This window comes from Streptomyces poriferorum (assembly GCF_019399235.1).
Classification (GTDB): Bacteria; Actinomycetota; Actinomycetes; order Streptomycetales; family Streptomycetaceae; genus Streptomyces; species Streptomyces poriferorum.
On the sequence record NZ_JAELVH010000021.1, the window covers coordinates 33,859 to 48,802 of the forward strand.

General features: G+C 71.8%; 13 protein-coding genes. 10 read left to right on the forward strand and 3 right to left on the reverse strand.

The genetic code is table 11. The annotated features are described in order from the left end of the window. Nucleotides 1-20: 20 nt before the first annotated feature. Nucleotides 21-692: a lysophospholipid acyltransferase family protein gene (locus JGS39_RS06260; RefSeq protein ID WP_148016221.1), complete on the reverse strand. Its 672-nt coding sequence runs from the start codon at nt 690-692 to the stop codon at nt 21-23. Nucleotides 693-823: 131 nt separating this feature from the next. Between JGS39_RS06260 and JGS39_RS06265 the strand changes: the two genes are divergently transcribed. The 3 genes from JGS39_RS06265 (at nt 824) to JGS39_RS06275 (ending at nt 3,145) form a co-directional block, all read left to right on the forward strand. After that, nucleotides 824-1,930: a glycerophosphodiester phosphodiesterase gene (locus tag JGS39_RS06265; RefSeq protein ID WP_219567722.1), complete on the forward strand. Its 1,107-nt coding sequence runs from the start codon at nt 824-826 to the stop codon at nt 1,928-1,930. 107 nt (nt 1,931-2,037) lie between these two features. Further along, a complete protein-coding gene (locus JGS39_RS06270; protein WP_219567723.1) occupies nt 2,038-2,604 on the forward strand; it encodes a sigma-70 family RNA polymerase sigma factor in 567 nt (188 codons plus the stop codon). A gap of 37 nt (nt 2,605-2,641) precedes the next feature. Beyond that, nucleotides 2,642-3,145: a GNAT family N-acetyltransferase gene (locus JGS39_RS06275; RefSeq protein ID WP_219567751.1), complete on the forward strand. Its 504-nt coding sequence runs from the start codon at nt 2,642-2,644 to the stop codon at nt 3,143-3,145. A 64-nt stretch (nt 3,146-3,209) separates the two neighbouring features. On the opposite strand, the gene JGS39_RS06280 is transcribed toward JGS39_RS06275, so the two are convergent. Then, nucleotides 3,210-3,647, reverse strand: a complete 438-nt coding sequence (locus JGS39_RS06280; RefSeq protein ID WP_219567724.1) for a hypothetical protein — start codon at nt 3,645-3,647, stop codon at nt 3,210-3,212. A gap of 2 nt (nt 3,648-3,649) precedes the next feature. Then, nucleotides 3,650-4,009 (reverse strand): hypothetical protein, encoded by a 360-nt coding sequence (locus JGS39_RS06285; RefSeq protein WP_148016225.1) that lies wholly within the window; start codon nt 4,007-4,009, stop codon nt 3,650-3,652. 789 nt (nt 4,010-4,798) lie between these two features. On the opposite strand from JGS39_RS06285, the gene JGS39_RS06290 reads away from it, so the two are divergent. The 7 genes from JGS39_RS06290 to cobA all read left to right on the forward strand — a co-directional run bounded on the left by JGS39_RS06290 (nt 4,799) and on the right by cobA (nt 14,893). Continuing rightward, nucleotides 4,799-5,857 (forward strand): methionine ABC transporter ATP-binding protein, encoded by a 1,059-nt coding sequence (locus JGS39_RS06290; RefSeq protein WP_219567725.1) that lies wholly within the window; start codon nt 4,799-4,801, stop codon nt 5,855-5,857. Further along, a complete protein-coding gene (locus JGS39_RS06295; protein ID WP_219567726.1) occupies nt 5,854-6,525 on the forward strand; it encodes a methionine ABC transporter permease in 672 nt (223 codons plus the stop codon). Before JGS39_RS06290 ends, JGS39_RS06295 begins: the two co-directional genes overlap by 4 nt. Nucleotides 6,526-6,597: 72 nt before the next feature. Continuing rightward, nucleotides 6,598-7,464, forward strand: a complete 867-nt coding sequence (locus JGS39_RS06300; RefSeq protein ID WP_219567727.1) for a MetQ/NlpA family ABC transporter substrate-binding protein — start codon at nt 6,598-6,600, stop codon at nt 7,462-7,464. Between the two features lie 101 nt (nt 7,465-7,565). Beyond that, nucleotides 7,566-8,243, forward strand: a complete 678-nt coding sequence (locus JGS39_RS06305; RefSeq protein ID WP_219567728.1) for a GNAT family N-acetyltransferase — start codon at nt 7,566-7,568, stop codon at nt 8,241-8,243. Nucleotides 8,244-8,374: 131 nt separating this feature from the next. Continuing rightward, nucleotides 8,375-9,613 carry a precorrin-6y C5,15-methyltransferase (decarboxylating) subunit CbiE gene (gene cbiE, locus JGS39_RS06310; RefSeq protein ID WP_219567729.1) on the forward strand — a complete coding sequence of 413 codons (1,239 nt, stop codon included), beginning with the start codon at nt 8,375-8,377 and terminating at the stop codon, nt 9,611-9,613. Nucleotides 9,614-9,946: 333 nt separating this feature from the next. Then, the gene (gene cobT, locus JGS39_RS06315; RefSeq protein ID WP_219567730.1) at nt 9,947-13,471 is read left to right on the forward strand and encodes a nicotinate-nucleotide--dimethylbenzimidazole phosphoribosyltransferase; all 3,525 of its coding nucleotides are present in this window, start codon (nt 9,947-9,949) and stop codon (nt 13,469-13,471) included. Nucleotides 13,472-13,639: 168 nt separating this feature from the next. Then, a complete protein-coding gene (gene cobA, locus JGS39_RS06320; RefSeq protein WP_219567752.1) occupies nt 13,640-14,893 on the forward strand; it encodes a uroporphyrinogen-III C-methyltransferase in 1,254 nt (417 codons plus the stop codon). The last annotated feature ends 51 nt before the right edge of the window (nt 14,894-14,944 follow it).

A 14,944-nucleotide genomic window follows, 5' to 3' on the forward strand; every position in this document is an offset into this window, starting at 1 on the left:
GCTGTGCTCCGTGCTCCGGCTCAGGCGGCCTTGGCCTTCGTCGCATACATGTCGACGTACTCCTGGCCGGACAGGCGCATCACCTCGGCCATCACGGAGTCCGTCACCGCCCGCAGCACATAGCGGTCGCGGTCCATGCCCTCGTAACGCGAGAACTCCATCGGCTCACCGAAGCGGACCGTGACCTTGCCCGGCCGCGGCAGACCGGAGCCGCCCGGCTGCAGCTTGTCCGTACCGATCATCGCGAAGGGCACCACCGGAGCCCCCGTCATCAGCGTCAGGCGCGCGATGCCCGTACGGCCCCGGTAGAGGCGGCCGTCGGGGGAGCGGGTGCCCTCCGGGTAGATCGCGAAGGCGTTGCCCTCCTCCAGGATCCGGCGGCCCGTCATCAGCGCCGCGACACCACCGCGGCCGCCGTCCCGGTCCACCGGGATCATGCCGACGCCCGTGAAGAACCAGGCCATCAGCCGGCCCTTGAACCCCTTGCCCGTGACGTACTCGTCCTTGCCGATGAAGAACACCGGACGGTCGCAGCAGATCGGCATGATCATCGAGTCGATGAACGTCAGGTGGTTGCCCGCCAGGATCACCGGCCCGGAGCCCGGAATGTTCTCGATGCCCTCCATCCGCGGACGGAACATCAGACGCAGGATCGGTCCGAGCACTGCCTTGATGAGTGCGAGTCGGGACAACGGTTCCTCCGGTGTAGTGGCCGGGCCGGCCGAGGCGACGGATGGTGAGGGTCCATGCAGGTGAGGACGATACTCGCGGGTACTCGCTGATCGCACATCGGGTTCACTCAGTGGATACGCAGTGTTGACGTGTGTTTGCGCCATGTTCGCCCGGATGGCGCCATCCGGACCGCACCGCTGCCTACGCTCGGTCCTCGCCCGACAGGTGCCGGACATCACATGCGAGGGTGCCGGACATCACCGTCATCGGACACCGCGGCACCAGCGGATACCGCCCCGAGCACACGCTCGGCTCCTACCAGCTGGCCCTCGACATGGGCGCGCACGTCATCGAGCAGGACCTGGTACCGACCAGGGACGGCCATCTCGTATGCCGTCACGAGAACGACATCACCGCCACGACCGATGTCGCCGCCCACCCCGAGTTCGCGAGCCGCCGGACGACGAAGAAGGTCGACGGCGTCTCCCTGACCGGCTGGTTCACCGAGGACTTCACCCTCGCCGAGCTGAAGACGCTGCGGGCCAAGGAGCGCATCCCCGGCAACCGCCAGAAGAACACGCTGTACGACGGCCGCTGGGAGGTCCCCACCTTCGAGGAGGTCCTGCGCTGGGCCGACCGTGAGGGCCGGCGGCGCGGAAAGCCCGTCTGGCTGTACGTCGAGACCAAGCACCCCACCTACTTCCGCGGCCTGGGCCTCGGCCTGGAGGAGCCGCTCGCCAAGCTGCTGCGCCGCTACGGCCGGCACCGCGCCCAGTCGCCGCTCATCCTCCAGTCCTTCGAACCCGGCAGCATCCAGCGGCTGTCGAAGCTCGTGGCCACTCCGCGCGTCGTACTGCTGTCCGGCGCCGGCTCCAAGCCCTGGGACTTCGTGGCGTCCGGTGACCCGCGCACCACCGACGACCTGGTGAAGCCGGCCGGCCTCAAGTGGATGGCGTCCTTCGCGCAGGGCATCGGCCCCACCCTGGACCTGATCATCCCCAAGGACGGCTCGGGCCGGCTCACCACGCCCACCACCCTGGTGCGGGACGCGCACGCGCAGGGCCTGATCCTGCACCCGTACACGATGCGCAACGAGAACACCTTCCTGCCCGCCGACTTCCGCCGGGGCACGGACCCCAACGCCTACGGGGACGCCTTCGGGGCCTTCGCGGCGTACTTCGCCACGGGAATCGACGGGATCTTCTCCGACAACCCGGACACGGCTCTGCTCGCGGCGGCGGACTTCGCCGGCGAGTAGCGGCCCCCGGGGAGCCGAGTCGTCAGCACCCGGCCGGGGCGTGCCCCGGTCGGGTGGTCCCGGCAGGTTCGGCGGCCGGCGGACGGGATTGCGGATCGGGTGGGGGCATGACGCTTGTCGATCTTCCGCACGCCCTGCCCGCCCAGGGCGCAGCGATCCTCGTCCGCACTCTGTATCCCCTGGTCAGAGCCGAGGCGAGGGCGGAAGCCGCTGCCTCCGCCACCGGCGCGGCCGTCGACCCCGCCGACCTCGAACAGGCCGTCTGGCTGCGGCTGCTGGAGCGTCCGGCCGGTCAGGGACCGCCCGCGGACACCGCCCGCTGGGTACGGGACACCGTCAGGGCGGAGGCCCGCCGGGCCCGCCGCACCGCCCGGCGCGAGCGCCCCTACCGTGACGAGAGGACCGCGGACCTCTCCGGCGGCCCGGAGCGAGCCGCCCTCGGAGCGGACCAACGCCGGATTCTGCACGCCGCGGTCGACCGGCTCCCCGGCCCCTGCGCCCGCTTACTGCGCGCACTTCTCGCCCCTGGCGATCCCACCTACCGGGAAATCGCAGGGGAGTTGGGTATGTCACAGGGGAGTTTGGGTCCGATCCGTTCCCGATGCCTTGGATGTCTGCGCAGAATGCTGGCGGCGGAGGTTGTAGCTCCTGAACTGCGGGGAAAGGAGCGGTAGACAACCGGCGGATCAGGTGAGCGAGAGGCATGCGCAGATGGGCATGAGCGTGATCATCTCGGCGGCGAAGGCACAGGACGCCGAACAGGTCTTGAAACTCCAGTACCTCTGTTTTCAGAGCGAGGCGGAGCTGTACGGGAACTACCGGATCGACCCGCTCGTCCAGACCCTCGACTCGGTACGCGCCGAAATCGCCACGAACCTCGTGTTCGTGGCGCGGCTCGGCGAGGAAGTCGTCGGTTCGGTACGCGGATCGGCGGACCAGGAAGGTACCGGGCAGATCGGCAGGCTCTGCGTCCACCCCCGGCTCCGGGGGCACGGTCTCGGCGCCCGTCTGCTGGGCGCCGCGGAGGCCGGACTGGCAGACCAGCGGTCGGCCACCCGCTTCCGGCTGCACACCGGGCACCGGAGCGAAGGCAATCTGCGGCTCTACCGGCGCGCGGGCTATGCCACCGTCGGCGACGCCACCGGTCAGGACGGCGTCCGGATGATCCTCCTGGAGAAGGAGGCATCGGCGCCCGCCTATGTGACGAGCGCCTAGGTCATGTCCGCAAAGTCTCGTCCGGTCCGCGGGCGGACGAGACTTTGCGGACACTCCCCAGGAGTTACGCGGTCCGGGCGCGGCGCAGCCACATCATCCCGGTGACCGGAAGGATCACCGGGATGAACAGGTAGTCCCGGCCGAAGTACGACCAGACCGTGGCGTCCGAGAACGCCGAAGGCTCGACCAGCGTCCACGTACCCACGATCAGCACTCCGGCGAGCTCGGCGGCACAGCACACCAGTGCCGTCCGCCGCGCCTTCTCACCCCCGCGCACCAGCGAGTAGGTGATGAAGCCGTAGACCGCCGCGGCGGCGGCCGACAGTACGTAGGACAGCGGCGCCTTCCCGAAGTCCAGGATCATCTGCACGACCGCCCGGGACGCCGCCGCCACGGTGAACACGCCGTAGAACCAGACCAGTACGCGCCCGGGGCCCGTGCCCAGGTCGAAGGGCTGCTTCTCTCCGGCTGCCGCTGCGGGGGTGCGATCGGTGTCGGTCACGGTCAGTTTCCCCAGATGTCGTAGAGCCGTACTTCGAGAACGGCCAGCACGACCGCGCCCGCCGCCACCGTCACCGAACCCCACCGGGTCCGCTCGCTCAGCGACAGGAAGCCCGCCGCAGGCACGGCGAGGAAGGCCCCGATCAGATACGCGATGAAGATGGTCATGCCCTGCTCCGGCCGCTCACCGCGGGCCAGCTGCACGATCCCCACCACCAGCTGGGACAGCGCCAGCAGGGTGACCACGGCCATCCCGATGAAGTGCCAGTCCTTGGTCGGCTGGTCCCGGTAGGCGGCGAATCCGCACCAGGCGGCGAGGGCGAGGGCGGCCACGCCGACCGCGATCGTCAGGGCGTCAAGCATGAGCCGAGGGTATTACGGGCCGCCGGTGCCGTTGCGTGCGCCCCCGTGCCCGTACGCCGCTGCCGACCGAGGGGGAGAGGTGTGCCGCGCTCCCGGGCGGAGGGGCGTCGAGCCCGGCGCAGACGTGTACCGGGCCCCGCGCAGAGATGTACCGGGCCCTCGCGCGGCGGTGTACCGAGCCCCGCGCGGCGCCGTGCCGGGCCCCCGCGGGGCCGCACCGGGCCCTGCGCGGAGCCCTGCCGGCCCGCGTGCAGGTGCGGACGGCCGGGGTGGAGGTCGTGGCCTTGGCCACACAGCCGTGCGGGCCGGGCCGTAGAGGGCCGGTCCCGGTCCAAGCCCATCCCTGGCATCTGTGCAGGTCACAGCTCTGGTGGCGGAGGCGGTCCGGGCCCGCCGGGCGATGGCGCCGCACCATCCACGGCCGTCCGCTATCCGGACAGCGGGTTCGGCGTGAACCTCACGTCTGTTTTACTTGGCCCATGACCACGACGAGCAGCCGCATCCTTGCGACCGAGGCGATCACGACGCCCGGTGCTCGTTGTATGTGTCGAATGCGCGCCTTCTGAGGGCCCACGACTGAGCCTCGCGCCCCGAAGCGAGACCGAGCCGGAGCCGTCCGCACCCAGCGGAACGCGCCCTTCCAGCACGTTGCCCCGCGGCCACCGCCGCGCCCGGCCGTGCCGGGATCCCGCTCGCCACGTCCGATCGAAACGTCCGGACAGCCTCATCGGACGACTTCCCCGTGCCCGGCGGACACCGCGCCGCGCACTCGACAGTGACGGAAACCCTGTGATCACCACTACGGGCCTCACGAAGGTCTACCAGTCGCGCGGCCGTGAGGTCACCGCCCTGGACGGCGTCGACCTGCACGTCCGCGAGGGCGAGGTGTACGGCGTCATCGGGCAGAGCGGCGCCGGGAAATCCTCCCTCATCCGCTGCGTCAACCTGCTGGAGCGCCCCACCGCCGGTACCGTGACCGTCGCGGGCCAGGACCTCACCGCGCTCGCCGGCCGCGGCCGCCGGGCCGGCAAGGAACTGCGCGAGGCGCGCAGCCGCATCGGCATGGTCTTCCAGCACTTCAACCTGCTGGCCTCCCGCACCGTCCAGGGCAATGTGGAGCTCCCGCTGGAGATCCTCGGAGTCACCGGCCGGGAACGGTCCCGCAAGGCGCTCGAACTCCTCGACCTGGTCGGCCTCGCCGACAAGGCCAAGGCCTACCCGGGCCAGCTCTCCGGCGGCCAGAAGCAGCGCGTCGGCATCGCCCGCGCACTCGCCGGCGACCCCAAGGTGCTGCTCTCCGACGAGGCGACCTCGGCGCTCGACCCCGAGACCACCCGCTCCATCCTCCAGCTGCTGCGCGACCTCAACCAGCAGCTCGGCCTCACCGTCCTGCTCATCACGCACGAGATGGACGTCGTCAAGACGATCTGCGACTCCGCCGCGCTGATGCAGAAGGGGCGCATCGTCGAGTCAGGAACCGTCGGCGACCTGCTCGCCACCCCCGGCTCCGCACTCGCCCACGAGCTGTTCCCGGTCGGCGGCAGTGCCTCCGGCCCCGACCGCACGGTCGTCGACGTCACCTTCCACGGCGACGCGGCCGGCCGGCCGGTGATCTCGCAGCTCTCGCGTACGTACAACATCGACATCTCGATCCTGGGTGCCGCGATGGACACCGTCGGCGGCAAGCAGATCGGACGGATGCGCATCGAACTGCCCGGCCGGTTCGAGGAGAACGTCGTCCCGATCGGCTTCCTGCGCGAGCAGGGACTGCAGGCCGAGGTCGTCGACGGCCCCGAGACCGAACCCGTCATCATCCCCGCACCGCTCACCAAGGAGGTGGCGAAGTGACCTGGTCCGAAATGCAGCCGCTGCTGACGCAGGGCACCGTCGACACCCTCTACATGGTCCTCTGGTCCGCCGTCGTCACCGTCCTGGCCGGACTGCCGCTCGGGGTTCTGCTGGTCCTCACCGACAAGGGCGGACTGCTGCAGAACACCCCGGTGAACAAGGTCATCGGCGTGATCGTGAACATCGGCCGCTCGCTGCCGTTCATCATCCTGCTGATCGCCCTGATCCCCTTCACCACCTGGGTCGTCGGCACCTTCATCGGCCCGACCGCGATGATCGTGCCGCTCGCCGTGGGTGCCATCCCGTTCTTCGCCCGGCTCGTCGAGACGGCGGTCCGCGAGGTCGACCACGGGCTCGTCGAAGCGGTCCAGTCCATGGGCGGCTCCATTCCGACGATCGTCCGCAAGGTCCTCCTCCCGCAGGCCCTGCCGTCCCTCGTCTCCGGCGTCACCACCACCGTCATCGTGCTCATCGGCTACTCCGCGATGGCCGGAGCGGTCGGCGGCGAAGGGCTCGGCTCCAAGGCCGTCACGTACGGATTCCAGCGCTTCGACAACCAGTTCATGCTCATCACCGTCGTGCTGCTGGTCGTCATCGTGACCGTGATCCAGCTGATCGGCGACGGAGCCGTACGCCTGCTGGCCCGCCGAGGCCGCACCACCTACTGAGACTTCTCTCCCCACGAGCCCGCACTCCTTGTCCGGGCGTACCACCATCACCACCTGAAAGAGGCACTCTTCGTGCGTAAGAACATCAAGATCACCGCTGCTGCCGCCGCCACCGCCGCCCTCGCCTTCGGCCTCACCGCCTGCGGCACGGACTCCGACCCGGCGTCCAAGTCCGGTACCGGTGCCAACGCGGACACCTCCAAGGCCCTCGTCGTCGCCGCGTCCCCGACGCCGCACGCCGACATCCTGGGCTTCGTCAAGAAGAACCTGGCAGAGAAGGCCGGCCTCAAGCTGGAGGTCAAGGAGTTCACGGACTACGTCCTGCCGAACACCGCCACCGAGACCGGCCAGGTAGACGCCAACTTCTTCCAGCACCAGCCCTACCTGGACGACTTCAACAAGAAGAACGACACCCACCTGGTCTCCGTCGGCACCGTGCACCTGGAGCCCCTCGGCCTCTACTCCAAGAAGGTCAAGGACCTGGGCGACATCAAGTCCGGCCAGACCATCGCCGTGCCCAACGACACCACCAACGAGGGCCGTGCGCTCCAGCTCCTCGCCGAGAACGGCCTGATCACCCTCAAGGACGGCGTCGGCACCAGCGCCAAGCTGAGCGACATCACCGACAAGAAGGGCCTGGAGTTCAAGGAGCTGGAGGCCGCAACCGTCCCCCGCGCCCTGAACGACGTGGACGCCGCCGTCATCAACGGCAACTACGCCATCGAGGCCGACCTCAAGCCCGCCACGGACGCCCTGGTGCTGGAGAAGGCCGACGGCAACCCGTACGCCAACATCATCGCCGTGAAGAAGGGCAACGAGAAGGACGCCCGCGTCGAGAAGCTCGTGAAGCTCCTCCACTCCGACGAGGTCAAGAAGTTCATCGAGGACACCTACCAGGGCTCGGTCATCCCGGCCTTCGGGACCGCAGCCAAGTCCTGACGCCGGTAGGGCACTTGCCCACGGAGCCCCGCACACCCCGCCCGGGTGTGCGGGGCTCCGCCGTGCCGACCCGGCCATGCACAAGGTCCGCCCGATGCTGCATGCTGTGCCTTTACACGGTCTTCGGCATGGAGCTGCGCATGACTTCCACCTTTCCGGACATCTCCATCAGCACGGACCGGTTGGTGCTGCGCCCGTTCGACATGGCGGACATCCCCGCGTACATCGAGATGATGAACGACGAACTCGTCGTCGCCTGGACCGAGGCGCCCTACCCCTACACCCAGGTCGACGCCGAACGCTGGGTCCGCAGGATCGCTCCTTCACAGCGCACCAAGGGCGACGGCATCGTGCTCGCCGTCACCGAGTTCCTCACCCAGCGCCTCGTCGGCTCGGTCCGGCTGCGCAACACCGACTGGCGCACCCGCGCCACCGAGGCCGCCTACATCACCGCCCCGTGGGCGCGCGGTGAGGGCTACGCCACCGAGTCGGTCCTGGCCCTGGCCCAGTGGGTCTTCCGCGACCAGGCCTTCGAGCGCATCGAACTGCGTACCGCCGCCGACAACACCGCCTCCCAGCAGGTCGCGCAGAAACTCGGCTGCATCAGCGAGGGAGTCCTGCGCAACGCCCGCATAGCCCGCTCACAGACCGAGGACGGAGGATGGACCGATATCAGGACCGATCTGATCGTCTGGGGCCTGCTCCCCGAGGACCTCGAAGGGGTGGCCGAAGAACTCGCCGACGCGGGTGGCTACGGCACCTACAACGACTGGAACTGAGAGCGGCCGGCCAGACGCTGCGGCATTCCCGGGGCAACCGACGCCGTACCCATCCGGACCAGGTAGCCTCACCCTGCCCCCACCCCGGGCGACCTGCCCCACCTGCGACAACTCCAGGAGACTGACGACAGATGGCCGACCGGGTCACAGTGATCGGCTGGGACGGCTCGCCACTTACCAGAGCGGCCACGGCCGCGCTCTCGGCCGCCACCCTCGTCGCCGGAGCCGCCCACCACCTCGCCCTGCCCGAAGTCCCGCACGGCGCGGAGCGGATCCGCCTCGGCTCCGTCGACCTCGCGGCCCGCCGCATCGCCGGCCACCGCGGCAGCGCCGTCGTCCTCGCCGACGGAGATCCCGGATTCTTCGGCGTCGTCCGCACCCTGCGCGCCCCCGAGCACGGCCTCGAAGTCGAAGTGGTGCCCGCCGTCTCCTCCGTCGCCACCGCTTTTGCCCGCGCCGGCATGCCGTGGGAGGACGCCCGGATCGTCGTCGCCCACCCGCGCACGCTGCGCCGCGCGGTGAACGTGTGCCGCGCCCACCACAAGGTCGCCGTCCTCACCTCGCCCGGTGCGGGCCCCGCCGAACTCGCCCTGCTGCTCGAAGGCGTCCACCGCACCTTCGTCATCTGCGAGGAACTCGGCACCGATCGCGAACAGGTCACCGTCCTCACCTCGGACGCCGCCGCCGACCACGTCTGGCGCGACCCCAACGTCGTCATCGTCGTCGGGGGAGGCCCCGAACAGCGGGCCGAAGGAACCTGGATCGCGGGCCGGCACCCCGCCTGTCCCCAGGGCGTACGAGGCTGGGCGCTGCCCGCCGACGCCTACCGCGGCGGGGGAACGGACGCCCGCGGCGGGAGCGGCGAGGGCGAGGGCCCCGGACTGCGCGCCGCCCAACTCGCCCACCTCGGCCCCCGGACCGGCGACCTGGTCTGGGACATCGGTTCCGGCAGCGGCGCCCTGGCCGTGGAGGCGGCCCGCTTCGGCGCCGCCGTCCTGGCCGTCGACAGCGACCCCGACGCCTGCGCCCGCACGACCGCGGCGGCCCGGGCCTTCGGAGTCCAGCTCCAGGTCGTCGAGGGCCGGGCTCCGCACGTGCTGGAACGGCTGCCCGAGCCCGATGTCGTACGGATCGGGGGCGGCGGAGCCCCCGTCGTCACCGCCGTCGCCGACCGCAGGCCCGAGCGGATCGTGACGCACGCGTCGACCCGGGACGAGGCCGAGGCACTGGGCGCGGCCCTCACCGAGAACGGATACACGGTCTCCTGCTCGCTCCTCCAGTCCGTCGAACTGGACACGGCCGCATGGGCGGAGCGCGAACGCACGGTCGTCTTTCTGCTTTCCGCACTGCGTTCGGACCTTGCCCCCTGACCCGGTCGGCTTACGGTGCGAGGTAGGCTGGCCGATTGTTGCACCGCGCCCGGACGTTCGTCGCTTCGTTCGTCAATGTCCGGAAAAGGGGACCGTTTTGGCCCCCGTTGTGGTACGGCAGAACCGGGGGACGCGCAACGTGGCGCAGTCCACAGCGAGCCGTGGCGAAATGAACTGCCGCGGCGGCGAACGGCCGCGAGAATGCAGTATGTCCGCGACCGACTCGTGCCGCGCGGCGCGCCCGCTCGTTCCATGGGACGAGCACCGGCGTGCCGTGTCGGGGCGTCCCGGGCGAAGGGCCGAAGGAGCACTGACGATGGGCGAGGGGTACGCATGAGTGACACCGGCCAGATCCCGGGCGAGGGACTGCCGGAGAACGCAGGCATGGTGGAGCAGCCGGGCGCCCCCGCCCCGGCCGCCTACACCTTCCTCGACCCCTCCGAGCACGCGTCCGAGGACGACGATCTCCTGCTGATGCCGAGCCCCCAGGGCGCCTGGAGCGAACCTCAGACGGGCCAGGCACCGCTGCCCGAGCAGGGCGGGTACCGCACCGCCCCGGCTCCGCAGCCGCAGACCGCGCCCCAGGGCGACGGTGGCGCGCAGGGCCCCGTCCAGTTCCAGGAGCAGGTCCCGGCGTACGCCATGCAGCAGGCCTCCGCCGCGCTCCAGGGGTCCGGCCAGGGCACCCATGAGAGCGGCGGCCGGGACTCCGGCCATGTCGACCTCAGCGGCGTGCGTATCCCGTCGCCCGTCGCGGCACCGGCGCAGGCCCAGGTTCCGGTGGCCCAGACGCCGGTGCGCCGCCCGCTGCACCGCGGCCCGGCCTCCCCGGATTCCGGCCCCACCTACGGCGGTACGTCCGGCGGCGGCGTGGTCCGTTCCCTGGCCGACCGCGGTCCGGCGGGTACGCCGCAGCCGCAGGTCCAGCCGCAGATGCAGGCAGCCGCGCAGACCTCGGCACGACATGCCGGCCCGGCCACCGCCGAACCCGAGTACTTCGAGCTGCCCGCCGACGAGGTGGCCGCACTCCCGGGCCCCCAGCTCGGCGAGATCCCGCCGCAGGGTGCGGGCCAGTGGGCGGCCCAGTCGCCGCAGCCCTCCGCCCCGCAGGCCGCGGCGGAGCCGGAGCCCGCAGCCCCGCAGGCGCCGGCCGCAGAAACGGTCGTCCCGGACGCCGCCGTTCCGGAGACAGTTGTTCCGGAGCCGGTCACCGAAGAGCCCGTGGCCGAACCTGCGGCCGAACCTGTGGCCGAACCTGCGGCCGAACCTGTGGCCGAGGCGCAGCCCGAGGCGGAGACCCCCGCGCCGCTCGCGCAGCCCTTCGTGCCGATGCCCGCGCCCGCGGCGGTCGAGGTGCCGGCCGAGGAGGCCGCTCAGCCCGGGGCGCCGGCAGAACCCGCGCACGCGGCAGCGGTACCGGTCGAGGCCGTGCCCGCAGAAGCCGTCGCGCCCGCGGAACCTGTCGCACCGGCCGAGGCCGTCGCCCCCGTCGAGACCGAGGCCGCACCCGCCGAACAGCGGGCTGCCGATGCCGTAGCCGTCGAAGCGCCGCCGGCCCAGGCCGTACCCGGCGCGGACGTCCGGGTGGAAGAACTTCCGGAGGAGGCCGCGGAAGCTGTGCGGCCGCCTGTCGAGCCGGTTCCCGACGGATCGGCCCTGGGCCGGTTCGTACCCGTGGTGGGCACGCTTCCTGTGGCCGAGCAGCCGGTGGAGGCTGCTCCGGAGGCGGTGGCAGAGTCTGCCGCCGTCGTCGCGGAGTCCGGACCGGCCGAGACGGTGGAAGCCGCGCCGGTGGAAGCCGCGCCGGTCATCGAGGCCGTCGCACCGGAACCTGCCGTCGAACCGGCGCCCGAGCCCGGGACGGGTCCCGAGGTCATCGAGACCCCGGACCTGACGGACGGCCGGCCGGAGCCCGTACGGGCCGAGGCCACCGAGCCGGAGCCCGTCAGCCCTCGGGCCGCCGAGCCGGAACCGGCGACGCAGGCCACCGAGCCCGAGCCGGCCGCCCCGGCCGCCGAGCCCGCGGTGACCGCCGAGGCTCCCGCTCCCGCGGTGCCCGACGAGCCCGAAGCCCCGCAGGACACGGACGTCCCGGCCCCGGAGGCCGAAGAGGTGCGGCCCGTCTCGCCTCCCGCCCCCGGCTACGACGACGCCGAGCGCGAGGCCGTGCTGCGCGTCATGCGTGAGCGCCGCGACATCCGCAACGGCTTCCGCAGCGACCCCATCCCGCACGAGGTGCTCCTGCGGGTCCTGGAGGCCGCCCACACGGCGCCCAGCGTCGGGCACTCCCAGCCCTGGGACTTCGTCGTCATCCGTTCCGCGGAGACCCGCCGTTCCATGCACGAACTGGCGCAGCGCCAGCGTGAGGCGTACGCGAAGTCGCTCCCCAAGGCGCGGGCGAAGCAGTTCAAGGAACTGAAGATCGAGGCGATCGTCGACACCCCCGTCAACATCGTCGTCACCGCCGACCCCACACGCGGCGGCCGCCACACGCTCGGCCGGCACACCCAGCCGCAGATGGCCCCGTACTCCTCGGCGCTCGCCGTCGAGAACCTGTGGCTCGCCGCGCGGGCCGAAGGCCTTGGCGTCGGCTGGGTCAGCTTCTTCGACGAGCGCGAGATGGTCCGTGCCCTGGGCCTGCCCGAGCACCTCGAAGTCGTGGCGTACCTGTGTGTCGGTTACGTCGACGAGTTCCCGGAGGAGCCCGAACTGATGCAGGCGGGCTGGTCCAAGCGCCGCCCGCTGTCCTGGGTCGTCCACGAGGAGACCTACGGCCGTCGCGCCCTGCCCGGCGAGGAGCCGCACGACCTGCTCCAGGAGACCATCTCCAGCATCCGGCCGCTGGACGCCAAGGCGCTCGGCGAGGCGTGGGAGCGCCAGAAGCGGATGACCAAGCCGGCCGGTGCGCTCGGCATGCTGGAGATCATCTCGGCGCAGCTCTCCGGGCTCTCCCGGATGTGCCCGCCGCCGATCCCGGAGCCCGCGGCCGTCGCGATCTTCGCCGGTGACCACGGGGTGCACGCCCAGGGCGTCACGGCGTGGCCCCAGGAGGTCACCGGCCAGATGGTCGCCAACTTCCTCGGCGGCGGCGCGGTCTGCAACGCCTTCGCGGCCCAGGTCGGTGCCGAGGTCTGTGTCGTCGACGTCGGCGTGGCCATGGAACTGCCCGCGCAGCCCGGTCTGCTGCCCCGCAAGGTGCGCGCCGGAACCGCGGACTTCACGACCGGCCCCGCGCTCACCCGCGAGGAGGTCCTCGCCGCGATCGAGGTCGGCATCGAGACCGCCCGCGACCTGGTGGCCGCAGGCAACAAGGGCCTGCTCACCGGCGAGATGGGCATCGCCAACACCACGGCGTCGGCCGCCCTGATCTGCGTGTACACGGGGATGGACCCGGCCGAGGTCACCGGCCGCGGCACCGGTATCAACGACGAGATGCACGCCCGCAAGGTCGACGTGGTGCGCCGCGCCCTCGACCTGCACCAGCCGGACCCGGCCGACCCGATCGGTGTGCTGGCGGCCGTGGGCGGCCTGGAGCACGCCGCGATGGCCGGCTTCCTCCTCGGCGGGGCGTCGCTCCGCACGCCGGTCATCCTCGACGGCGTGAGCGCGGGCGCCGCGGCCCTGGTCGCACGCGCCATCGCCCCGGAGGCCCTGGCAGCCTGCATCGCCGGCCACCGCAGCGCCGAGCCCGGCCACGTCGCCGCGCTCAACAAGCTGGGGCTGCGCCCGCTGGTCGACCTGGACCTCCGCCTCGGCGAGGGCACGGGCGCGCTGCTGGCACTGCCGATCGTGCAGAGCGCGGCCCGCGCGATGCACGAGGTGGCCACGTTCGACTCGGCGGGCGTCACGGAGAAGTAGTCCGCAGCCGAGCGGGGGTCCGGGGGCGCTGCCCCCGGGCCCCCGCTCCTCAATGGCCGGAGGGGCTTGAGCCTTTCCCCACCCCGTATCGTGAACACCGCACGTCACAGCCGCTCCACCGCCGCAGCGGCCCGCAGCCCCCGCATCGCACGAGGAGCCCGCACCGCCATGGCCGAGCACGCCGATCACCCTGCCTACCCCGTCGGACTGCGCCTGAGCGGGCGCCGTGCAGTCGTCGTCGGCGGCGGCCAGGTCGCGCAGCGCCGACTGCCCGCCCTCATCGCGGCCGGCGCCGACATCGTCCTCGTGTCGCCCGCCGCCACCCCGTCCGTCGAGGCGATGGCGGACGCCGGCGAGATCCGCTGGGAGCGCCGCCCGTACGCGGACGGCGACCTGGCCGACACCTGGTACGCCCTCGTGGCGTCCGACGACACGGCGGCCAACGACGCCGCCTCCGCCGAGGCCGAGCGCACCCGGACCTGGTGTGTCCGCAGCGACAACGCGGACGCCGCCACCGCCTGGACCCCCGCCACCGGCCGCAGCGAGGGTGTGACGGTCGCCGTCCTCACCACCGACGCGCAAGGCCGCGACCCGCGCCACTCCGCCGCCGTCCGCGACGCGATCGTCGAGGGCCTGCGCGACGGCACCCTCGCCGCCCCCCACCACCGCACCCGCGCCCCGGGCGTCGCCCTGGTCGGCGGCGGTCCCGGCGACCCCGACCTGATCACCGTCCGCGGCCGTCGTCTCCTCGCCGAGGCCGACGTCGTCATCGCGGACCGGCTCGGCCCGCGCGACCTGCTGGACGAACTGCCGCCGCACGTCGAGGTGATCGACGCCGCCAAGATCCCGTACGGCCGCTACATGGCGCAGGAGGCGATCAACAACGCGCTGATCGAGCACGCCAAGGCGGGCAAGGCCGTGGTCCGGCTCAAGGGCGGCGACCCGTTCGTCTTCGGGCGGGGCATGGAAGAGGCCCAGGCGCTCGCCGCCGAAGGCATCCCCTGCACCGTCGTGCCCGGCATCTCCAGCTCGATCTCGGTCCCCGGCGCGGCCGGCATCCCCGTCACCCACCGCGGTGTCGCCCACGAGTTCACCGTGGTCAGCGGTCATGTCGCCCCCGACGACGAGCGCTCGCTGGTCGACTGGGAGGCCCTCGCCCGGCTGCGCGGCACCCTCGTGCTCCTGATGGCCGTCGACAAGATCGGCGCCATCGCCCGTACGCTCATCGCCCACGGCAAGTCCCCCGAGACCCCGGTCGCACTGGTCCAGGAAGGGACCACGGCCGCCCAGCGCCGCGTCGACGCGACGCTCGCCACGGTCGGTGAGCGGGCCGTGGCCGAGGACGTCCGACCGCCCGCCGTCATCGTCATCGGCGACGTCGTCGCGGTCGGCCCGGAAGCAGCCGGGCGCAACGCCGAGTAACCAGCGGTAACGGATCTTCCTCCAGACCGTTGGCACCACACACCGGACAAG

Bases quoted from the DNA above. Each gene is read 5' to 3' on its own strand.
- JGS39_RS06270 (WP_219567723.1), top strand. From the start codon at position 2,038: ATGACGCTTGTCGATCTTCCGCACGCCCTGCCCGCCCAGGGCGCAGCG.
- JGS39_RS06275 (WP_219567751.1), top strand. From the start codon at position 2,642: ATGGGCATGAGCGTGATCATCTCGGCGGCGAAGGCACAGGACGCCGAA.
- JGS39_RS06285 (WP_148016225.1), bottom strand. From the start codon at position 4,009: ATGCTTGACGCCCTGACGATCGCGGTCGGCGTGGCCGCCCTCGCCCTC.
- JGS39_RS06305 (WP_219567728.1), top strand. From the start codon at position 7,566: ATGCTGTGCCTTTACACGGTCTTCGGCATGGAGCTGCGCATGACTTCC.
- cbiE (WP_219567729.1), top strand. From the start codon at position 8,375: ATGGCCGACCGGGTCACAGTGATCGGCTGGGACGGCTCGCCACTTACC.
- cobT (WP_219567730.1), top strand. From the start codon at position 9,947: ATGAGTGACACCGGCCAGATCCCGGGCGAGGGACTGCCGGAGAACGCA.
- cobA (WP_219567752.1), top strand. From the start codon at position 13,640: ATGGCCGAGCACGCCGATCACCCTGCCTACCCCGTCGGACTGCGCCTG.